This is a genomic window from Mesorhizobium sp. KACC 23794, assembly GCF_052180275.1.
Classification (GTDB): domain Bacteria; phylum Pseudomonadota; class Alphaproteobacteria; order Rhizobiales; family Rhizobiaceae; genus Kumtagia.
In genome coordinates this window covers 5894201-5916236 of sequence record NZ_CP197465.1, presented here as the reverse complement: position 1 = coordinate 5916236, position 22036 = coordinate 5894201, and the positions used below count along the sequence as shown (strand labels likewise).

17 protein-coding genes are annotated in these 22036 nt (G+C 63.5%); 8 read left to right on the top strand and 9 right to left on the bottom strand.

The window, feature by feature from the left end:
- The first annotated feature begins 49 nt into the window (after positions 1 to 49).
- From ACSBOB_RS28760 to ACSBOB_RS28745, 4 genes are all read left to right on the top strand, one after another.
- Positions 50 to 2011 carry a calcium-binding protein gene (locus ACSBOB_RS28760; protein ID WP_442579439.1) on the top strand — a complete coding sequence of 654 codons (1962 nt, stop codon included), beginning with the start codon at positions 50 to 52 and terminating at the stop codon, positions 2009 to 2011.
- A gap of 682 nt (positions 2012 to 2693) precedes the next feature.
- On the top strand, positions 2694 to 4658 hold the full coding sequence (locus tag ACSBOB_RS28755; protein ID WP_442579438.1) for a calcium-binding protein: 1965 nt from the start codon (positions 2694 to 2696) through the stop codon (positions 4656 to 4658).
- Positions 4659 to 4818: 160 nt separating this feature from the next.
- The gene (locus ACSBOB_RS28750) at positions 4819 to 5673 is read left to right on the top strand and encodes a sugar phosphate isomerase/epimerase family protein (RefSeq protein WP_442579437.1); all 855 of its coding nucleotides are present in this window, start codon (positions 4819 to 4821) and stop codon (positions 5671 to 5673) included.
- A gap of 242 nt (positions 5674 to 5915) precedes the next feature.
- A complete protein-coding gene (locus tag ACSBOB_RS28745) occupies positions 5916 to 6482 on the top strand; it encodes an NADPH-dependent FMN reductase (protein WP_442579436.1) in 567 nt (188 codons plus the stop codon).
- A 275-nt stretch (positions 6483 to 6757) separates the two neighbouring features.
- On the opposite strand, the gene ACSBOB_RS28740 is transcribed toward ACSBOB_RS28745, so the two are convergent.
- The 8 genes from ACSBOB_RS28740 to ACSBOB_RS28705 all read right to left on the bottom strand — a co-directional run bounded on the left by ACSBOB_RS28740 (position 6758) and on the right by ACSBOB_RS28705 (position 15841).
- A complete protein-coding gene (locus ACSBOB_RS28740) occupies positions 6758 to 7021 on the bottom strand; it encodes a formate dehydrogenase subunit delta (RefSeq protein WP_442579435.1) in 264 nt (87 codons plus the stop codon).
- Entirely contained in the window at positions 7011 to 7835 is an 825-nt protein-coding gene (gene fdhD / locus ACSBOB_RS28735; protein WP_442579434.1) for a formate dehydrogenase accessory sulfurtransferase FdhD, read from the bottom strand. Before fdhD ends, ACSBOB_RS28740 begins: the two co-directional genes overlap by 11 nt.
- A gap of 235 nt (positions 7836 to 8070) precedes the next feature.
- Entirely contained in the window at positions 8071 to 10950 is a 2880-nt protein-coding gene (gene fdhF, locus ACSBOB_RS28730) for a formate dehydrogenase subunit alpha (RefSeq protein ID WP_442579433.1), read from the bottom strand.
- A 10-nt stretch (positions 10951 to 10960) separates the two neighbouring features.
- Positions 10961 to 12517: a formate dehydrogenase beta subunit gene (locus ACSBOB_RS28725; protein WP_442579432.1), complete on the bottom strand. Its 1557-nt coding sequence runs from the start codon at positions 12515 to 12517 to the stop codon at positions 10961 to 10963.
- Positions 12514 to 13005 carry a formate dehydrogenase subunit gamma gene (locus tag ACSBOB_RS28720; protein WP_442583867.1) on the bottom strand — a complete coding sequence of 164 codons (492 nt, stop codon included), beginning with the start codon at positions 13003 to 13005 and terminating at the stop codon, positions 12514 to 12516. The genes ACSBOB_RS28725 and ACSBOB_RS28720 overlap by 4 nt, the downstream gene beginning before the upstream one ends.
- Positions 13006 to 13144: 139 nt before the next feature.
- Positions 13145 to 14044, bottom strand: coding sequence for a LysR family transcriptional regulator (locus ACSBOB_RS28715; RefSeq protein WP_442579431.1), 900 nt, complete (start codon positions 14042 to 14044; stop codon positions 13145 to 13147).
- A gap of 176 nt (positions 14045 to 14220) precedes the next feature.
- Positions 14221 to 15093, bottom strand: coding sequence for a tripartite tricarboxylate transporter substrate-binding protein (locus ACSBOB_RS28710; RefSeq protein WP_442579430.1), 873 nt, complete (start codon positions 15091 to 15093; stop codon positions 14221 to 14223).
- Positions 15094 to 15355: 262 nt separating this feature from the next.
- Complete coding sequence (locus ACSBOB_RS28705) at positions 15356 to 15841, bottom strand: VOC family protein (protein WP_442579429.1); 486 nt, start codon at positions 15839 to 15841, stop codon at positions 15356 to 15358.
- 246 nt (positions 15842 to 16087) lie between these two features.
- Here ACSBOB_RS28705 and ACSBOB_RS28700 point away from each other — a divergent pair, with 246 nt between their 5' ends.
- Together ACSBOB_RS28700 and ACSBOB_RS28695 are read left to right on the top strand one after the other, a co-directional pair.
- Positions 16088 to 17332, top strand: coding sequence for a sensor domain-containing diguanylate cyclase (locus ACSBOB_RS28700; RefSeq protein ID WP_442579428.1), 1245 nt, complete (start codon positions 16088 to 16090; stop codon positions 17330 to 17332).
- A gap of 69 nt (positions 17333 to 17401) precedes the next feature.
- Complete coding sequence (locus ACSBOB_RS28695) at positions 17402 to 18583, top strand: Mrp/NBP35 family ATP-binding protein (protein ID WP_442579427.1); 1182 nt, start codon at positions 17402 to 17404, stop codon at positions 18581 to 18583.
- A 177-nt stretch (positions 18584 to 18760) separates the two neighbouring features.
- On the opposite strand, the gene ACSBOB_RS28690 is transcribed toward ACSBOB_RS28695, so the two are convergent.
- On the bottom strand, positions 18761 to 19210 hold the full coding sequence (locus ACSBOB_RS28690) for an SRPBCC family protein (RefSeq protein ID WP_442579426.1): 450 nt from the start codon (positions 19208 to 19210) through the stop codon (positions 18761 to 18763).
- Positions 19211 to 19515: 305 nt separating this feature from the next.
- Between ACSBOB_RS28690 and ACSBOB_RS28685 the strand changes: the two genes are divergently transcribed.
- The gene (locus ACSBOB_RS28685) at positions 19516 to 20580 is read left to right on the top strand and encodes an ABC transporter ATP-binding protein (protein ID WP_442579425.1); all 1065 of its coding nucleotides are present in this window, start codon (positions 19516 to 19518) and stop codon (positions 20578 to 20580) included.
- A 62-nt stretch (positions 20581 to 20642) separates the two neighbouring features.
- Positions 20643 to 21968 (top strand): ABC transporter substrate-binding protein, encoded by a 1326-nt coding sequence (locus ACSBOB_RS28680; protein ID WP_442579424.1) that lies wholly within the window; start codon positions 20643 to 20645, stop codon positions 21966 to 21968.
- Positions 21969 to 22036 lie beyond the last annotated feature (68 nt).

The following is a 22036-nucleotide window of genomic DNA, read 5'->3' as shown; positions in this document are numbered from 1 at the left end:
TTCGGTTCATCCGAACTGCGATTGTATTGGAAAATAAGAAGGAACGGGAATGCCGAGCTATACGGGCAATAATTCCGACAACACGATTGTCGGATCAGGAATAGGCGACTCGATATACGGATATGGCGGCGCCGACAATCTGAAGGGTGGTGACGGCGACGATTACATCTATGGCGGATTCAGCAACAGTACTGTCGATAACAGCGCCGATACGCTGGATGGCGGCGACGGCAACGACTATCTCTATGGCGAGGAAGGCAATGACATCCTGCTCGGCGGCGACGGCGACGACAGCTTGTACGGCGAGGACGGCAACGACAATCTGAACGGCGGCAGCGGCGCCGACTACCTGTACAGCGGCAACGGAACCGACAAGCTGGTCGGCGGGAGCGGCGACGACCGCATCTTCGCCGCGCTCGGCCGCAAGATCATCGATGGCGGCAGCGGCTTCGACCAGCTCGACTTCGATCGTTCGACCAGCACGACCGCGCATGTCTTCGCCCTCAACGGCGCGAGCAATGACAACACCACCACGACCGGCATCGAGGAACTCGTCTATCGCGCGGGTTCGGCCGGCGACACCATCTCCGGCGCCGATGGCGACGACGTCATCTACGGCAATGACGGCAACGACACCCTGCGCGGCTATGGCGGCGACGACGATCTCATGGGCGGCGCCGGCGCCGACAAGCTCTATGGCGGCGAAAGCCGCGACCAGCTCTATGGCGGTTCTGAAGCCGATACGCTGTATGGCGACGACGGCAACGACACGCTCTATGGCGGCTTCGGCAATACGACCACGGAGAACAGCAACGATCGCCTTTTCGGCGGCGAGGGCGACGATACGCTCTATGGCGAGGAAGGAAACGACAGGCTCGACGGCGGTGGCGGCAACGACACGCTCTATGGCGAGGCGGGAGACGACACGCTGATCGGCGGCAACGGCAACGACCACATCTATTCCGACCTCGGCGTGGACGTCATCAGCGGTGGCGAGGGTGACGACAGCATCTACGCCACCAACGGCAAGAAGACCATCGATGGCGGAACCGGTTTCGACTATCTTGAGATCGACCGTTCGGGCCAGTCGGACGCACAGGTGTTCAGACTGAACGGTGCTGCCGGCAACGATGGCAGCACCGCCGTCAACATCGAGCAGATGCACTACAGGGCCGGCGCCGGCGCCGACCTGATCGCCGGTGGCGCGGGCATCGACACCATCTATGGAAATGCCGGAAACGACCAGCTCGCCGGCTACGACGGCAACGACACGCTGCACGGCGATGCGGGCATCGACAAGCTGAATGGCGGCGAAGGCAACGACTATCTCTATGGCGATGCTGACGCCGACACGCTGATCGGCGGTGAAGGCAACGACGTCCTGTACGGCGGTTTCGGCAACTCCACCGCGGAACTGAGCGACGACGTGCTCTACGGGCTCGAAGGCAATGATTACCTGTATGGCGAAGAGGGCAACGACACGCTGGATGGCGGAACCGGCAACGACAACCTTAACGGAGAGGCGGGCGACGATACGTTGCTCGGCGGCAACGGCAACGACACAATGACCGGCGGCGTCGGCACGGACATCTTGCGGGGCGGCAACGGCAACGACAATCTGCAAGGCGAGGACGGCATCGATTATCTCTATGGCGGGCTCGGCAACGACATGCTGAATGGCGGCGCCGATGTCGACCGGTTCGTTTTCGACACGGCGCTGGACGCGGTGGCGAATGTCGACACCATCGTCGGTTTCTCCGTGGCGCAGGATCAGATCAGGCTGGAAAATGCGATCTTCACGGCGCTGACGACGGGCGGGACGCTGGCCGCGTCGGCTTTCGCTGCCAACCTGACCGGCGCTGCCGCCGACGCCAGCGACCGCATCATCTACGAGACCGACACCGGCAAGCTGTTCTACGACGCGGACGGCAGCGGCGCTGGCCTGGCGGTGCACTTCGCCACGCTGGATTCGGGACTGGCGCTCGGCAACACCAGTTTCTTCATCTACTGACGAGGCCGACGGTCGGTGCCGGGGGGGCACCGGCCAAGCCAGAGGCGCCGGCCGCATCCGCATGCGGCCGGCACCTCTTTTTGATGAGGTCCTGATGTCTACGGCCCTGGTGGCTGCCTTCAGCCGCACACCAGCCCTTCGGGGCCGCCGCTTCTTCATCTGCGAGTAGGGGAAGCCAAGCTGGAGAAGCGCGGGCATCGCGGCAGCATATTCCTCTGCCCGTATAAGGCAGATAGGTAGTCCAAAGGGCCGGAGTGGTGGTGCCTTGGCATCAAAGCTGACGCCCTTGGGTATAATCTGTCGCGCAAGGAAGCTTTGCTTTTTAGGTGCTTGACGGAAAAGCGCAGGGGCCGGGTAGATATTCGAAGCGACTGTGCCTTGTTCCCGTCATAACTTTCGGCAATAAAACGCCAGCTCAGAAGTACGTGGGCCTCGAAAGAGGCAGTTCATCCGGCCTGGGCTCTGAAAGTGCGACAACGTCGCCGACAGGGCTTGTGCGTCTATCGTCCGGGTGAACGAACATGGTTGGATTCTAGTCAGCCTCATTCGTCTCAGCGTCCGCTCAAACAGGCGGGCGTTTTCCTGCGATTGGCATGCATTTCGCTCCTGGCGGGGGGCTCGGCGTCACGTGTCGCGTTGAAGCAGGCGCATATCCGCGCCGGCACAACCGAGGAGACGAAGAATGCCGACCTTTAACGGAAATGACGATCCTAACACCATCGTTGGCTCGCCGATAGGCGACTACATCTATGGACGCGGCGGCGCCGACAAGCTTTACGGCGGCGACGGCGACGACATCATCTATGGCGGATATGGAAACACCACCATCGAGCCGAGCAACGATACGATAAGTGGCGGTGACGGCAACGATGTTCTCTATGGCGAGGAAGGAAACGATTCCCTCGCCGGCGGCGACGGCGACGACACGCTCTATGGCGAGGACGGCAACGACAAACTGAACGGTGGCGTCGGCTCCGACAACCTCTATTCCGGCATCGGTACGGACATCCTGACCGGCGGTACCGGAGACGACAATTTCTACGCGGGGCTCGGCAAGAAGACGATCAACGGCGGCAGCGGTTTCGACACGCTCGATTTCGACCGCACGACGAGCGTGACCGGCCATGTGTTTGCCCTGAACGGCGGGGCCGGCAGCGACGGCAGCAGCAGCGTCGACGTCGAGCGGCTGATCTACCGTGCTGGAGGCGGTGCCGACGACATTTCCGGCGCCGCGGGCGACGACGTCCTCTATGGCAATGGCGGCAACGACACCCTGAAAGGCTACGAGGGCGCCGACAACATCCAGGGCGGGGACGGCACCGACACCGGTTACGGTGGCGGCAGCAACGACTATCTCTACGGCGGCGCTGGCGCCGACAAACTGTTCGGCCAGGACGGCAACGACCTTCTGTACGGGGGCCTCGGCAACTCGACGGTCGAGACCGGCGACGATCGGCTTTATGGCGGCGAGGGCAACGATACGCTCTACGGTGAAGAGGGCAACGACATCCTCGACGGCGGCGGCGGCGACGACAATGTGTACGGCGAATCCGGCAACGACAACATGCTGGGTGGAACCGGCAATGATTATCTCTACGGCGACACCGGCGTCGATGTGATGAACGGCGGCGACGGCGACGACCGCATCTACGGCACGATCAACAAGAAGACGATCGACGGCGGCACGGGCTTCGACTATCTGGAACTCGACCGCAGCGCCACATCCGCGGCACAGGTTTTCAAGCTCAACGGCGCGGCCGGCAATGACGGCAGCACGGCGGTCAACATCGAGCAGATGCTCTATCGGGCCGGCGCCGGCGCCGACACGATCTACGGCGGCGACGGGAGTGACACGATCTTCGGCAACGCCGGTAATGACCAGCTCGCCGGAGCCGGGGGTTCGGACAGCCTCCGAGGCGAGGTCGGCAACGACAAGCTGAACGGCGGCGAAGGTGCCGATTACTTGTATGGCGGCGTCGAGGTCGACACCCTCATCGGCGGGGAAGGCAATGATGTCCTCTACGGCGGCGACGGGAATTCGACCGTCGATTTCAGCGACGACAGTCTCTACGGCCAGGACGGCAACGACACGCTGTATGGCGAGGAGGGCAACGACACGCTGGACGGCGGCACGGGCAACGACAATCTGCAGGGTGAGTCCGGCAATGACGAACTGCTCGGCGGAAACGGCAACGACTATCTCTACGGCGGCGCCGACAGCGACATCCTTCAGGGCGGCAGCGGCAACGACAGTCTGCAGGGCGAGGATGGGGTCGACTATCTCTACGGCGGGCTCGGCAACGACACGCTGAATGGTGGTACCGGCACGGATCGGTTCCAGTTCAATACGGCGCTCGATTCCGTGTCGAATGTCGATACGGTCTCCGGCTTCGTCGTAGGTGAGGATCAAATCCGCCTGGAGAATGCGATCTTCACCGCGCTGACGACGACGGGAGCACTGGCCGCCGGCTTTTTCCGGGCAAATACGACCGGGGCCGCGCAGGATGCCAACGACCACATCATCTACGAGACGGATACCGGTTATCTCTACTACGACAGCGATGGGACCGGCGCCGCGGATGCAGTTCAGTTCGCGTCCCTGACGGCAAATCTGGCGCTGACCAACGCCAGTTTCCTTGTCTACTGAGCAGTCGATTGCGGCCGGCGCCAAGGCGCCGGCCGCGTCCTCCTGCGGCAGTCGGAGGCTGGATCGCGCTGCAAAAACGCCTGTATTTCACACCGTTGGCATCTGGTCGGACCAGATTTTTCACGTTAGGCTCCGCCCCAAATTATGAGGGGAGGACACCATGAAAATCGGCTTCTGCATGTTCCTTTGGACGAGCAACGTCACGGGAAAACACGAGAAATTATTGAGGGATATCAAGGCGACCGGCTATGACGGCGTCGAGATCCCGATCTTCGAGGGCACGCCGGACGATTACAAGCGCCTCGGCGACCTGCTGGACAGGATCGGCCTGGAACGCACCTCGGTGACCGCCATGGGCGACCCTGCGCTGAACCTGATCGGCGACGCGGCGGCGCGCAAGGCCGGCATCAAATACATGAAATGGGCGATCGACTGCGCCCATGCGCTGGGGGCGGACAAGATCTCGGGGCCGATGCATTCGACGCTCGGGCATTTCTCCGGCGTGGGACCGACGAGGGCGGAGAAGAAGCGCTCGGTGTCGTCGCAGCGTGCCATCGGCGACTACGCCGCGACCAGGAACGTCACGGTGGGACTAGAGGCGCTGAACCGCTTCGAATGCTATCTTTTCAACACGATGGACGATCTCTGCGCACATCTCGACGAGGTCGACCATCCGCACGTCAAGGCGATGTACGACACGTTCCATTGCAACATCGAGGAGCAGGACCCGATCGGCGCCTTCACGAAGAGCCTGCGGCATATCGTGCATGTTCATATCTCGGAAAACGACCGTGGCGTGCCGGGGCGCGGCAACATCCCGTGGAAGAAGACGTTTTCGGCGATCCGCGACAGCGGCTATGACGGCTGGCTGACGATCGAGGCGTTCGGGCGCGGGCTCAAGGATCTGGCAGCGGCGACAAAGGTTTGGCGGGATTTCGCCGAGACGCCGCAAGCCGTCTACAAGGAAGGTTTCGTCCACATCCGCGACCATTGGAAGAAGGCCGGCAAGAAGTAGAAAATGTCCGCGGCGTGCGTCTTTCGAGGCTTGCCCGCATAAGTTTATTGTGAATTTGCAAAGGTTTGCGGGCTCGCACCTCAAGATGAGGACGGGCGTTGCCGCGTTGCGACACTCCTGCGACCGGTGGTCTCGCCCGGTGAACATAGCGTAACCGACGCACCTTGAGGTGCCGTCTTGCCCGGGCGGGCTTCGACGTCCTATCTGCGGGGCGATCATTTCCTCGCGGATGGAGTTTCACCTTGGCGCTCAGGCTCAACATCGTCATCGGCAGCACGCGGCCGGGCCGCATCGGTCCGAAAGTCGCGACCTGGTTTCACGAATTTGCCAAGGAAAACAGTAAGTTCGACGCCGTTCTGGTCGATCTCGCCGACTTCGAGCTTCCGGTCTACGACGAGCCCAAGCATCCGCGCCTGCAGCAATACGAGCATGCCCATACGAAACGCTGGGCGGAGAGCGTGGCTGGTGCCGATGCGTTCGTTTTCGTGACGCCGGAATACAATTATTTCGCACCGCCGGCCCTGGTAAACGCGGTGACCTACCTGTCCAAGGAATGGGCCTACAAGCCGGCCGGGCTTGTGAGCTATGGCGGGGTCTCCGGTGGGCTGCGGGCGGCGCAGTCCGAGAAGCTTCTGTTGACCACCTTGAAGGTCATGCCGATCCCGGAAGGCGTGCCGATTCAGATGGTTAATCAGTATGTCGGCGAGGACGGCGTGTTCCGCCCGAGCGAACAGATCGCATCGGGAGCCAAGACGATGCTCGACGAACTGCATCGCTGGGCCGAGGCGTTGCAGCCTATGCGGGGCTAGGCGCGGGAGCGCGTGAAGACCGTAATATCTCTTCTTCTCAATGTCTTATGGTGAATGCGCCGCTTCGAGGCGGCGATTCGCTTCACAAAACCGCTTCCAGACCCGCCGCGCGGCCATCATTTGACCGCTTCCGTGTTGAATCGGCTTCCAATCGCTTCACGCCACGCTACACCTGATCGACACACGGAAAGGTAATCTGGTCGGACCAGTTCGGTGAAATCGACGAGTGAGTTGTTGTTCAATCCGGATGGACTGCCGTGCCGGCAGGCGGTCGCCTATGCCGCCGGTTTCTCCGCAGGCGCCGGACGCCGGATCTTCGCGGCGGCTTCCTTGACGATCGGCAGCAGGCCCTCTCCGCCGGCGTCGTACACTTCGAAGAAATGACGCCGCATGCGCGGTTCCCAGAATTTGTTGATGTGCTCGGCCGTGCCGGCGACGCCTTCGTCATGCGGTTTGGACAGGAAGAACGTTCCGATCTGGTTGGCCATGCGCACGATTCTCTCGATGCCCGTGGTCGTATGGGTTTCGTCATGCGACATGTCTAGCGGCTCCGGCTGAAACCCGTCCGGGGTGTGTGAAGATATCGAAGTCCTCGCCGCGAACCAGCGCGACCAAGGTCATGCCGGCCTCTTCCGCCGTGCGGATGGCGAGCGCGGTGGGGGCGGAAACGGCGATGATGAAGGAAGCGCCGATGGAAGCGGTCTTCTGCACCATCTCGACGGAGACGCGGGAGGTCACGACGACGGCGCCGGCTGCTCCATTGACGCCGGCCTTCGCCAGCGCGCCGGCGAGTTTATCGAGCGCGTTGTGGCGGCCGACATCCTCGCGCGCGGCGACGATGCCTTTTCCGGGGATGTAAAAACCGGCGGCGTGAACCGCGCCGGTCTCGGCATGCAGCGGCTGGACTTTCGACAGCAATTTTACCGAGCCGACGATGTCGTCCGGCAGAAGCGTGAGCGGCGACTTGTCGACGTGGTCGGCCGACCGCATGGCTTCATCGATCGATTCGATGCCGCAGAGCCCGCAGCCGACCGGGCCGGCAAGGCGGCGGCGGCGCGCCTGGAAGCGGGTGTTGGCGGTGTCCTTCAGCCGGATCTGGATATCGACGCCGGCGCCGAGATCTTCGACCTCGATGGATTCGATCTCTTTCGGTTTGGAGATGATGCCTTCCGTCAGCGAGAAGCCGAGGGCGAAATCGTCGAAGTCGGCGGGCGACGCCATCATCACGGCATGCGTCGTGCCGGCATAGGACAGCGCCACAGGCGTTTCTTCCGGCACCATGCGGCTGGCGGCGGATGTTCCGGACGCGCGCCGGGCGATGCGGGTGGTGGAAGTGACGGGAGGGCGGGTCATGGGTACGACCCATACAGGAAGTGTGGGAACTCCACGTTACCCCCCTCTGTCCTGCCGGACATCTCCCCCGCAAGGGGGGAGATTGGCAGCTTCGTTGCCAGCGCGTCTTCAACACCGTCGGCCATTGGCGAAAGCCATGCGGCCATGGCGATCTCCCCCCTCGTGGGGGAGATGTCCGGCAGGACAGAGGAGGGCGCGAAGGAATGCGGCGGTCGCATTTCTTTATGGTATCCGGTTACTCAGCCGCCTCCAGATGCCCCTCGATGCGGCGCGAGCGGCGGGAGAGTTCGTCGTACTCTTCCTGCCAGCGGCTGGGGCCGTTGGAGGGTGAGACCTGCACGGCGGTCACCTTGTATTCCGGGCAGTTGGTGGCCCAGTCGGAGAAATCGGTGGTGATGACGTTGGCCTGCGTGTCGGGGTGGTGGAAGGTCGTGTAGACGACGCCGGGCGACACGCGGTCGGTGATCAGGGCGCGCAACGTCGTCTCGCCGGCGCGGCTCTTCAGCCTGACCCAGTCGCCGTCGCGCAGGCCACGATTCTCGGCGTCGTGCGGGTGGATCTCCAGCCGGTCTTCCGAGTGCCACATCACATTGTCGGTGCGCCTGGTCTGCGCGCCGACATTATACTGGCTGAGGATGCGTCCGGTGGTCAGAAGCAGCGGGAAGCGCGGGCCGGTCTTTTCGTCGGTCGCCACATATTCGGTGCGGATGAACTTGCCCTTGCCGCGCACGAAGCCGTCGACATGCATGATCGGGGTGCCGAGAGGCGCTTTCTCGTTGCACGGCCACGTCACCGAGCCCTCCCGGTCGAGCAGGTCGTAGCTGACGCCGGCAAAGCTCGGCGTGGTCGCCGCCACCTCGTCCATGATCTCGGACGGATGCGCATAATTCCAGGAAAGCCCCATCGCCTGCGCAAGCTTCTGCGTCACTTCCCAGTCGCCAAAGCCGTTCTTCGGCGCCATCACTTTTCGCACGCGATTTATCCGCCGTTCCGCATTGGTGAAGGTGCCGTCCTTCTCGAGGAAGGAGGAGCCCGGCAGGAAGACGTGGGCGTAGTTGGCGGTCTCGTTGAGGAACAGGTCGTGGACGACGACGCATTCCATGGCGGCGAGGCCAGCCGAGACGTGCTTGGTGTCGGGGTCGGACTGAAGGATGTCCTCGCCCTGGATGTAGATGCCCTTGAACGTGCCTTCGACGGCGGCGTCCAGCATGTTGGGGATGCGCAGGCCGGGCTCGTTGTCGAGCTTCACGCCCCACAGATTGTCATAGATGTCGCGCACCGCATCGCCGGAGATGTGGCGGTAGCCCGGAAGCTCGTGCGGGAAGGAACCCATGTCGCAGGCGCCTTGCACATTGTTCTGGCCGCGCAGCGGGTTCACGCCGACGCCGCGCCGGCCGATATTGCCGGTGAGCATGGCGAGGTTGGCGATGGCGATGACGGTGGTCGATCCCTGACTGTGCTCGGTGACACCGAGGCCGTAATAGATCGCGCCGTTGCCGCCCCTCGCATAGAGCCGCGCGGCGCCGCGGATTTCCTCCGCCGGCACGCTGGAGAGTTTTTCGACCTCTTCCGGGCTATGACGCTCCTCGGCGACGAAGGCGGCATAATCCTCGAACTCCGACCAGTCGCAGCGCTCGCGGATGAATTTTTCGTCGAACAGGCCTTCGGTGACGATGACATGCGCCAGCGACGTGACCACGGCGACGTTGGTGCCGGGCTTCAGCGGCAGGTGGTGCTCCGCCTCGATATGCGCCGACTTGACCATCTCGGTGCGACGCGGGTCGATGACGATCAGCTTGGCGCCCTGGCGCAGCCGCTTCTTCATGCGCGACGCGAACACCGGATGCGCCGAGGCCGGATTGGCGCCGATGACCATGACGACGTCGGTGTCTTCCACCGAGTCAAAATCCTGGGTGCCGGCGGAAGTGCCATACGTCTGGCCAAGGCCGTAGCCGGTCGGCGAGTGGCAGACGCGGGCGCAGGTATCGACATTGTTGTTGGCGAAACCCTGGCGGACCAGTTTCTGAACGAGGTAGGTTTCCTCGTTCGTACAACGGGAAGACGTGATGCCGCCGATGGAACCCCTGCCGTACTGATACTGGATGCGCCGGAACTCTTTTGCCGTATAGGCGAGCGCCTCTTCCCAGCTCACTTCGCGCCATGGATCCGAGATCTTCTCGCGGATCATCGGGTTGAGGATGCGCTCCTTGTGGGTGGCGTAACCGTAGGCGAAACGTCCCTTGACGCAGGAATGGCCGCGATTGGCCTTGCCGTCCTTCCACGGCACCATGCGCACGAGCTCGTCGCCGCGCATCTCGGCCTTGAACGAGCAGCCTACGCCGCAATAGGCGCAGGTGGTGACCACCGAATGCTCGGGCTGGCCGATCTTGATGACGCTCTTTTCGGTGAGCGTCGCGGTGGGGCAGGCCTGCACGCAGGCCCCGCAGGACACGCACTCCGAGTCCAGGAAATGCTGGTGCATGCCGGGCGATACGCGGCTGTCGAAACCGCGGCCCTCGATGGTCAGCGCGAAGGTGCCCTGCACCTCCTCGCAGGCGCGCACGCAGCGCGAGCAGACGATGCATTTCGACGGGTCGTAGGTGAAATACGGGTTTGATTCGTCCTTCGCCATCCAGCGGAAGTTTTCGGCGCCGTCGTTCTTCCTGAAGACGTGGTTGTCGCCCTCGTAGCCGTAGCGCACGTCGCGCAGGCCGACCACGCCGGCCTGGGTCTGCAACTCGCAATCGCCATTGGCCGCGCAGGTGAGGCAGTCGAGCGGGTGGTCGGAGATGTAGAGCTCCATCACGCCCTTGCGGATGGTTTTAAGCCGCTCGGTCTGGGTTTTTACCACCATGCCGGGCATGACCGGGGTGGTGCAGGACGACGGTGTGCCGTTGCGGCCTTCGATCTCGACGAGGCAGAGCCGGCAGGAGCCGAAGGCGTCGACCATGTCGGTGGCGCAGAGTTTTGGAATCGCAATGCCGGCCTCCATCGAGGCCCGCATGATCGACGTGCCTTCCGGCACGGTGACGGTGAAACCGTCGACGCTGAGCGTGACCTGCTTCTCGGATTTCGAGGCGGGCGTGCCGAAGTCGATTTCCTGGATGAGACCCATGGTGGTTCTCCTATTCCGCTGCTTCGGCGACCGCGTGCGGCCGAAAATCTTCGGGGAAATGGTTGATCGCGCTCATCACCGGATAAGGGGTAAAACCCCCGAGAGCGCAAAGCGATCCAAATTTCATCGTGTTGCAGAGGTCGGTGACCAGCTCGATGTTCTTCTGCGGCTCGATGCCGGCGGAAATCCTGTCGATGGTCTCGACGCCGCGCGTCGAGCCGATGCGGCAAGGCGTGCATTTTCCGCAGGATTCGATGGCGCAGAATTCCATGGCGAAGCGCGCCTGCTTCAGCATGTCCGCCGTGTCGTCGAACACGGTGATGCCGGCGTGGCCGATCAGCCCGTCCTTGCCGGCAAAAGCCTCGTAGTCGAACGGCGTGTCGAACAAAGCGCGCGGAAAATAGGCGCCGAGCGGCCCGCCCACCTGCACGGCTTTCACCGGCCTGCCGGTCGCCGTGCCACCGCCAATGTCGTCGACGATCTCGCCCAGCGTCAGGCCGAACGCCGTCTCGAACAGGCCGCCGTGCTTGACGTTGCCGGCGATCTGGATCGGGATGGTGCCACGCGAGCGGCCCATGCCGAAATCCTTGTAGAAGGCCGGACCCTTGTCCATGATGATCGGCACGGAGGCGAGGCTGATGACGTTGTTGATCACCGTCGGCCTGCCGAACAGGCCCTGGATGGCCGGCAGCGGCGGCTTTGCCCGCACCACGCCGCGCTTGCCTTCCAGCGAGTTGAGAAGCGACGTCTCCTCGCCGCAGACATAGGCGCCGGCGCCGACGCGGATTTCTATGTCGAAGGCGTTGGGTGAACCGAGCACGGTGGCGCCGAGCACGCCGCCCTGCCGCGCGACCTCGACGGCACGGCGCATCTTGTCGACCGCATGCGGATATTCGGAGCGGATATAGACGAAACCCTTGGTGGCGCCGGTGGCGATGCCGGCGATCGCCATGCCCTCGATCAGTACGAAGGGGTCGCCCTCCATGATCATCCGGTCGGCAAAGGTGGCGCTGTCGCCCTCGTCGGCGTTGCAGACGATGTATTTGCGGTCGCCGGCGGTATCGAGCACCGTCTTCCACTTGATGCCGGTCGGGAAACCCGCGCCGCCGCGCCCGCGCAGGCCGGAGTCCGTGACGGTCTTGACGATGTCGGCGGGCGTCATCGCCACAGCCTTTTTCAGGCCGGAGAGGCCGCCATTCATGCGGTAGGCGTCGAGCGACAGCGGATCGATGACTCCGCAGCGCGCGAAGGTAAGGCGGGTCTGTTTGGCGAAGAACGGAATCTTGTCGGGCGCGCCCAGCCAGCGCTTGTGGTAGCCGCCGGTCAGCAAGCCGGCATCGAACATCGACTTGACGTCGGACGGCTTTACCGGGCCATAGGCAATGCGGCCCTTCTCGGTCTGGACCTCGACCATCGGCTCGAGGAAGTAGGCGCCGCGCGAGCCGTTGCGCACGATCCGCGCTTCCTTGCCGCGCGCCTTCAGTTCGGCCTGGATCGCCTTGGCGACCTTGTCCGCGCCAAGCGCCAGCGCGCCGGAATCGCCGGGGATGTAGATGACCGGGATCATGAGCGGATCTCCGCGACGATCTCGTCGAGCTTTTCGGCGTCGAGCCGGCCGATGACCTCGCCGTCGAACATCGCCGAGGGGGCGCAAGCGCAAAGCCCGAGGCAATAGACGGGCTCCAGCGTTACCGACCCGTCGGCTGCAGTCTCATGAAAACCGATGCCGAGCAACTGCCGGATCTTTGCCGCGATGGCATCGGAACCCATCGACTGGCAGGCCTCGGCGCGGCAGATCTTCAGCACATGCCGGCCGGCCGGCGCGCGCCGGTAATCGTGGTAGAAGGTGACGACGCCATGCACCTCGGCATTGGAAATGTTGAGCGCCTCGGCGATCACCGGCAGCGACTCGGTCGGCACGAAGCCGAATTCGTCCTGGACGCCGTGCAGGATCGGCAGCAGCGGACCTTCCAGTCCGTTCACGCCCTCAATGACCGCCGCCGTCCTAGCGACGACGTCCGGCGGGGCCTGGGTACTTGCAGGCTGCATCATGATGCAGCGCCCTCCCTGATCGGCTTTTCACGTCGAGACGACGCTAAGCATTTACAAAACCAGACAAAACCGCCGAAATCAATAAAGCGGTCTCGTGGCTTGATAGAAATCATCTATCAAGCGCATCCTGATCAAAGGTAGTTCAGCGCGTGGTGCCGAAGTTGCCCGCCAGCGTCATCGCCTCGCTCAACAGCGCCGAGACCAGCGGCGTATGCGGCTCGCGGCGGGTGGCGACGAGGCCGACGAGATGGCTGGCGTCCGGTTCGACGATTGGAATGGCCCGGATCGGCTCGGCGAAGCCGAAGGTCTCGGCCAGGTTGAGCGGCATGATCGACGACCATTTGCCGGTGCGGATATGCGAGAACAGCACGATCATCGAATTGGATTCCAGCGTCGGCCGCGTCACCGCGCCGGCTTCCGTCAGATGCTGGTCGATGATGCGGCGGTTCTGCATGTCGGGCGTCAGCAGGCAGAGCGGCAGTTTCGCGACCTCGGCCCAGGTGACCTTCTGCCGTTCCGAGAATGGGTTGCCGGCGGCGGTGATCAACTGGTAGCGCTCGGAATAGAGCGGCACGCTGATGACGTTGCCCAGCGGCTCGTTGTCGAGATAGGTGATGCCGGCGTCGATGTCGAAATTGCCGAGCAGCGACAGCACCTCGATGGAGGTCCGCGACAGGATGGAAAACGTCACACCGGGATGTTTTTCGCGGAACGGCGTGGTGAGGTGCGCCACCATGGCGAGCGCCGTCGGGATCGCGGCGATGCGGATGCGCCCCGACAGGCCGTGTCGGGCGGCGCGCATCTCCTCGCGCATGGTGCGAGCGTCGCCGGCGATGCGCCGCGCCCATACCAGCACCTGCTCGCCCTCCGGCGTCAGCCCCTGAAACCGCGAGCCGCGGATGACCAGCATGACGCCGAGCTGGTCCTCCAGCTGCTTGATCGCGGCGGAAAGCGTCGGCTGGGTGATGCCGAGCTCCTCGGCGGCCCGGCCGAAATGCTGGGCTTTTGCGAGCGCGATGAAGAATTCCAGCTTGTCGATCATGCGAAGGCTTTGTAGCCGGAGCCACGGGTGTTCGCCAGCGATGCCGCCTGGATGTGCAGGCAATCGCTTGGAGGGATTGCCTGCGTGGATTCGAGTCCGGCTTGCCGCTTCCTTTCTCCGGCCAAGGCTATGACATTGATTTCCAGCGAGGGACTTTCCGTGCGAAATCAGGGCTTTCAGACCGGTGTGCGCAGATAGGGCCGCATGTCGCGCAACACGCGCGTGCAGCGTCCCATCGATTCCAGCAGCAAATCCGGCCCTCCGACCTGCAGCGGGTAGCGCAGAGCGGTGGCAGCTTTGCGGACTTCCGGATCGTTGCCAGCGTCCTGGACGGATCGGGTGAGCGCCGATTGCACGCCCGACGCCATCCCGCCCGGGCCGAACATGACGATCGGTCCGGTGATCGCCGTGCGCAGACCTTGTCCGACTTCGCGATAGGTCGGAACGCCGGCGAACCGTGGATTGCGCGCGCCGCCGAAGGTGGCGATCGGTCTAAGCGGCGGGCGGTTGTCCGCCGTGAGCAGGCTGATGGTGGGCAGGAAACCGACATCGGCCTTGCCTCCGTCCAGTGCCGCGATGACCTCGGCGCGCGTGCTTGCCAGCACATCGTCGAAACGCTGGCCGAACTGCGCCTCGATCATGGCGAGCGGCAGCGCGAACAGCAGGCTCGGATTGTGCGCCACGCGCAGCCTGCCGGCTTTGACACGCTCTTCGAAGGATTTCCAGTCGGTGATCGGGGACGCATGCGACACCACCAGCGCGGCGGAGATGCCCGTCGTGAGCTGTGCGACCGGCGTCATCTTGCGAAAGCTGGGGCGCTCCGGCGCCTCGGCCTCAGGATCGATGAAGGGGCTCAGCAATTGCGCCACCAACAGGGTGTTGCCGTCCGGCACGCTTTTGGAAACCTCTGCGAGCGCGCGTCCCCCGGCATCGCCGGACACTTCCCGGACGGTAACAGGGGCCTCCAGCAGCCGGGTCAACGCCGGCCGCAACAGCGCTGCCGCGTCGTCGGTGGAGGAATTGGGGCCAAAGGGCTCGATCAGCGTCACCGGCGATGCCGCGTCCGCCTGCTTCACGATCACTGTTCCGGCTGCCACGCCCAAAAGTCCGGCAAGCGTATCGCGTCTTGTCAGTCCAGCCATTTCTTCCGCCCTCCTGGTCTTCGACAACGCAGCCGCCCGAGAAGGACCGCGAAGCGTCGCGGCGAATCTGGCCGCGCCGGGGAAAGCGAGTCAATCTCCCGAAAGGCCTCAAGCATCGATTCATGTGTCGAGCCGGGCTCCGCCGGTCAAGCGGGAGCCCGTGCGGGTATCACCCCCTTGCCGCCGCTTCGAGTGCTGCCACATCAAGCTTCACCATCTGCATCATCGCGGCGGTGACACGCTTCGCCTTCTCGCGGTCCGGGTCCTTGAACAGGCGAGGCAGGACTTCCGGCACGATCTGCCAGGAGAAGCCGTATCTGTCCTTGAGCCAGCCACATTGGACCTCCTTGCCGCCGTCCGCCGTGAGCTTCGACCAGTACTCGTCGACCTCCGCCTGGTCCTTGCACGAGATCTGGAAGGAGACGGCGTCGTTCGGCACGGCCCCCGGGTGCGGCCCGCCGTTGAGGCAGACGAAAGTATGGCCTTCTATGGTGACTTCGGCGGTCAGCACCTGGCCTTCGGTTGTGTACGGCTCGCCGCCGCCCGGCGCCTTGACGACCTCGCCGACCTCGGCGTTGCGGAATACCGATGCGTAGAACTGTGCTGCTTCCCTGGCCTGGGTCTCGAACCACAGGCATGTCGTGATCTTGTGCATGACGTCTCCTTCCGGCTTGTTGTGTCGGTCAGCCCGAGGACGTAACTGGATCGACAAGTCCGACACCGCCCGCTCGTTTTTTCGCGCTCGTTCTGTTGTCCAAAGCGTTAACCATCGCGTCAATCTCTCGCTGAGGATTGAACCATGGTCGAGTTTCCCGCGTATTCTCGGCACTCGGCGATCGCCCGCGGAGAGAGCAATTTGCCCCGCACACAAAGCCAAAACTTTGATATTGATCCAGATTCCATGATGCAGATGCCCGTCGCGTCCTCGGACATCCGTGAGATGGAGCGTTTGGAGGCACTGGACCGCCTCGATGTGCTCGATGCGCCGCGCAACGAATCCTTCGATCGTATCGTACGCGTCATCAAGAATGTGTTCGACGTGCCGATCGCGCTGGTTTCGGTGATGGATGCCCACCGACAGCTCTACAAGGCATGCGAGGGCCTAGGAGCCGACCAGGCCGACCGGCGCAGCACCTTCTGCACGCATGCCATCCTTGCGGAGGCGCCGACAATTGTGCCGGACGCCACGCTCGATCCGCGTTTCGCGAACAATCCCCATGTGCTGGGCGAGCCGCATGTGCGCTTTTATGCCGGCGTGCCGTTGAGAACGAGCGATGGGCACAATATCGGCACTGTTTGCGCGATCGACATGAAGCCGCGTCCTTTCGGCAGCCGCAACGTCGATATCCTGCGCGACCTCGCGCAACTCGCGATGGACCGGATCGAACTCCAGCAGCTCGCCACCGTCGATGCACTGACCGGCGCCTTGTCCAGGCGCGCTTTCCGCACCAGCGGCGAGCGCGCACTGGCGCTCGCGCAACGTCACAAATACAATCTTAGCCTCATCACGCTGGATATCGATCATTTCAAATCGATCAACGACGCCTATGGCCACGCCGCCGGCGACCAGGTGCTGGCTGGGTTCGCGGCGTCATGTTCGGCAAATCTCAGACAATCCGACATTTTCGGCCGCATTGGTGGCGAGGAGTTCGCAATCATGTTGCCACATACCGACCGGCAAGGAGCGGTCGATGTGGCCGAGAAACTGCGCAGCGTCGTAGCGGGGCTGCCTTTCGAGCCGGACGGATCGCGCCGACAGGTTACCGCGAGTTTCGGCGTCTCGACGCTGGACATTGTCACCAGGGATATCGACAACCTGCTGGCTCATGCGGATTCGGCGCTCTACGAGGCCAAAGCCGATGGACGCAACCGCGTCGTCGCCTGGCGCAGTCAACAGCCGTTGGAGCGGCATATGCGCCGGCGCGTGCTGAAGGCGGGGCTCATCCACTTCAACGGCCGCGCGTCGACGATGGATTGCACCGTCCGCACGCTGGCCGACGATGGCGCTGGCTTGGACCTGTCCAGTTCCTATGGCCTTCCAGCAAAATTCAACCTTGTCATCCGCTCGGACGGCATTGACGTGCCTTGCCGCATCGTCTCGCAGACGGAACGCCACCTCGAGGTGGAGTTCTGCTCAATGGCGTAGTTGCTGACACCTTGGTGTTCGCGGCGAAAGGCATTATCTGGGGCGCAGCCGAAAGCCGAGAAGAATGCCATGACCGTCACCCGCGAAACCGTCATCGACAAGCTGAAGACCATCAAGGGTCCCGATTTCGAGGGCGACATCGTTTCGCTCGGGCTGGTCTCGGAAATCTTCATTGCGGACAGCAAAGTGTTCTTTTCGATCACGGTTCCGGCCGCCCGTGCACAGGAACTCGAGCCACTGCGCGCCGCCGCCGAGCGGGCGGTCAAGGGTATCCCGGGTGTAGCCGGCGCGGTCGTGGCGCTGACCGCCGAGAAGAAGGGCGGCGGCATGGAGGCACCGGTGAAGCGCCCGGCGCCTCCGCCTCCGGCAGTGCCTGCTCAGCGTCCGGCACCGGCCGCGAAGCCCGCACCGCACGCCCCGGCTTCTCACAGCACCGGCAAGCGCGGCGTGCCGGGAATCGAGGCGATCATCGCCGTCGCGTCGGGAAAGGGCGGCGTCGGCAAGTCGACGACCGCGGTCAACATTGCATTGGGGCTTTCGGCGCTGGGGCTGAAGATCGGGCTGCTCGACGCCGACATTTACGGCCCGTCGGTGCCGCGCCTGCTCAACATCCATGGCAGACCGCAGACGGTCGACGGCAAGATCCTGATTCCCATGGAGAATTACGGGCTGAAGGTGATGTCGATGGGTTTCCTCGTCGACGAGGAGACGCCGATGATCTGGCGCGGACCGATGGTGATGTCGGCGCTGACGCAGATGCTGCGCGAGGTCGAGTGGGGCAAGCTCGACGTGCTGGTCGTCGATATGCCGCCCGGCACCGGCGACGCGCAATTGACGATGGCTCAAGCTGTGCCGCTGGCCGGCGCGGTGATCGTCTCGACGCCGCAGGATCTCGCCCTGATCGACGCCCGCAAGGGCCTGAACATGTTCAAGAAAGTCGACGTGCCGCTGCTCGGCATCGTCGAGAACATGAGCTACTTCCTCGCCCCCGACACCGGAAAACGCTACGACATTTTTGGCCACGGCGGGGCAAAGCGAGAAGCCGAGCGGCTGGGCGTGACGTTTCTGGGCGAGGTGCCGCTGGAGATGGGCATCCGCGAATCCTCGGATGCCGGGGCGCCGGTGGTGGTGTCGAAGCCCGACAGCGCCGAGGCAAAAATCTATCGCGGCATCGCCGCCAAGGTCCTGGAAAGATTGAAGGAAGAGAGCGTGTCGGCATCCGCCGCGACGCCGGCGATCGTGTTCGAGTGAGCCGTTCTTAACCCTCCCCCCTGAGGGGAGGGTCGCGGAACAAATCGCGCGGCACGCGCGATTTTTGACGCGGGGAGGGGGCGCTGCTGCAGTGCTCCAACCTGAAGCAACCCCTCCCCGTCTCGCGATCTCCGCTTCGCTCCGAACGCTCGCCGACCCTCCCCTCAAGGGGGGGATTTAGGCGCCCACCTTCTCCCCGAACGTCGAAAAGAACTCGCCGGCAAGCTTCTTCGAGGTGGAGCTTATGAGCCGGCTGCCGAGCTGGGCGATCTTGCCGCCGACATCGGCTTTAGCTTCGTATTTCAGCACGGTCTCGTTCGGGCCAGCCTCGGTCAGCGTCACGTCGGCGCCGCCCTTGGCGAAGCCGGCGATGCCGCCCTTGCCCTCGCCTGAGATTGTATAGGAGTGGGGTGGGTTCAGGTTTTTCAGCGTTACCTCGCCGGCGAAGGTTGCCTTGATCGGCCCGACTTTGAGCACCACGGTTGCCGCCATTTCGGTGTCGGATTTCTTTTCCAGGCTCTGGCAGCCGGGGATACATTCCTTCAGGATGGCCGGGTCATTCAGGGCCTCCCAGACCTTCGCGATCGGGGCGGCGATGGTCTCCTCGCCTTCGATGATGAGTGCCATGGGAGCCTCCGCTGTTGTCGGTCAAGGCCTATCCGACACGAGCAGGCCTGTCCATCCGCACGAAAGTGCTGGCTTTCCCATACCTCCGGAAGAAACGCCGGGTTCGTGGACGCTGGCCATGGCCGCATCGGATCCGGTGCCTTGCCGCATACGACGAAAGGCTGTGATGTCAGCAAATGTATCACACTTTACAGCCCGTTTTGGTAGCGCTACCATTTCGTCTGCGGGTTGACGGGAGGAGACCGGAGGCGCGCACGATCAGCGCGCTCGCCTGGGCGTCCGGAAACACCAATCGGGAGGAGCCGATGGCGTCCGTCGCGATCCGCGATGTCTATAAATCTTTCGGCTCAGTCGAAATCCTGCATGGTGTCAGCATCGACATCGTCGATGGCGAGTTCGTCACGCTTGTCGGGCCGTCCGGCTGCGGCAAGTCGACCTTGCTCAGGATGATTGCCGGGCTTGAAGGCATTTCGCGCGGCGAGATCGCGATTGCCGACCGGGTCGTCAATACTGTCGCGCCGAAGGAGCGCGACATCGCCATGGTGTTCCAGAACTACGCGCTCTATCCGCACATGACGGTGCGCGAGAACATGGCGTTCTCGCTGATGCTGAAGAACGCCGCCAAGGCCGACAGCGACGCCAGGGTGAGCCGCGCGGCGGAGATTCTCAGCCTGACGCCGCTGCTCGACCGCTATCCGCGTCAGCTTTCCGGCGGCCAGCGCCAGCGCGTCGCCATGGGCCGCGCCATCGTTCGCGATCCGCAGGTGTTTTTGTTCGACGAGCCGTTGTCGAACCTCGACGCGAAACTGCGCGTGCAGATGCGCGCCGAGATCAAGGAACTGCACCAGCGCCTCAAGACGACGACGATCTACGTCACCCATGACCAGATCGAGGCGATGACCATGGCCGACAAGATCGTGGTCATGCATGACGGTATCGTCGAGCAGATCGGCAAGCCGCTGGAACTCTACGACCGGCCGAACAACCTTTTTGTCGCGAGCTTCATCGGTTCGCCGGCGATGAACCTGCTGAAGGGCAGCATCGGCGGCGAAGGCGCGCCGACCTTTGTCGGCGCCGGCGGCATCAGGGTGCCGCTGAACAGTGCGCGCGGCGCAGCAAACGGCACACCGGTCGTGCTCGGCATCAGGCCGGAGCACCTGAAACTTTCCGAAAACGGTTTCCCGGTGACCATAACCGTGGTCGAGCCGACCGGGGCGGAGGTGCAGATCATCGGGCGCACGCCGGGCGGCGAGGACGTCGTCGCCAATTTCCGTGACCGCCATGATTTCGAGCCGGGCCAGACGGTACGGCTGGCGGCCGACCTCATCCACCTTTTCAACGGCGAGACGGGGCAGCGACTGACGAACTGAGCCGGACGAACCGCGGGAAGAACGAAGAAACTTGCAAGGAACGCACAAAGGAGGAAATGACGATGAAATTCACCAGACGTGACGTTATCCGTACCACGGCGGGCGCCGCCGCCGGCCTTGTCGGCAGCCAGTTTCTGGGCCGGCCGGCCTTTGCCCAGGACGCTCCCAAGTACACGCCCGAGCAGGGGGCGACGCTGCGTGTGCTGCGCTGGTCTCCCTTCGTGCAGGGCGACGAGGATTCGTGGCTGGCCAACACCAAGAAGTTCACGGAAGCCACCGGCGTACAGGTGCGCGTCGACAAGGAAAGCTGGGAAGACATCCGCCCGAAGGCGGCGGTGGCCGCCAACGTCGGCTCCGGCCCGGACATCATGTGGGTGTGGTTCGACGACGCGCACCAGTATCCCGACAAGCTGATGGACGTGACCGATCTCGCCGACTACCTCGGCGGCAAATATGGCGGCTGGTATGAGGGCGGCAAAGGTTACGCCACCCGCGACGGAAAGTTCATCGGCCTGCCGCTGGCGGCGATCGGCAACGCCATCGTCTACCGCGACAGCTGGGTCAAGGAAGCCGGCTTCAGCGAGTTCCCGAAGGACACGGCGGGTTTCCTCGAACTGTGCAAGGCGCTGCAGAAGATCGGCCACCCGGCCGGCTTCACCCACGGCCACGGCGTCGGCGACGGCAACAATTACGCTCACTGGCTGCTGTGGAGCCATGGCGGCAAGATGGTCGACGAGAGCGGCAAGGTCGTCATCAATAGCCCCGAGACGGCGAAGTCGATCGAATATGCGATGGAGCTCTACAAGACCTTCATCCCCGGCACCGAGAGCTGGCTCGACGTCAACAACAACCGCGCCTTCCTGGCCGGCGAACTCGGCGTGATCGCCAACGGCATCTCGGCCTACCGGACCGCGCAGATCAACAAGGACAACGATCCGAAGCTCGCCGAGATCGCCAAGGACATCCGCACGACCAACCTGCCGATCGGTCCGGTCGGGCAGTCGGTGGAACTGCACCAGACCACCACGGCGGTGATCTTCAACTACACGCCGTACCCGAACGCCGCGAAGGCCTACCTCCAGTTCATGTTCGAGAAGGAGCAGATGGCCGACTGGATCGAAAAATCGCTGGGCTATTGCTGCCAGTCGCTGAAGGCCTATGCGGACAATCCGGTGTGGACCTCCGATCCCAATGCCGTCGCCTACTCCAAGGCCTCGGAGACGCTGCGGCCGAACGGCTATGCCGGGCCTCTGGGCTACGCCTCGGCGGCCACCATGGCCGACTACGTGCTGGTCGACATGTACGCCAAGGCGGTGACCGGGCAGGCAACGCCCGAGGATGCGATGAAGGAAGCCGAGAAGCGGGCTAACCGGTATTATCGGGTGTAGCGCCTACTTCCTTCTCCCCGTCTCTATACGGGGAGAAGGTGCCCCGTAGGGGCAGATGAGGGGCGGCG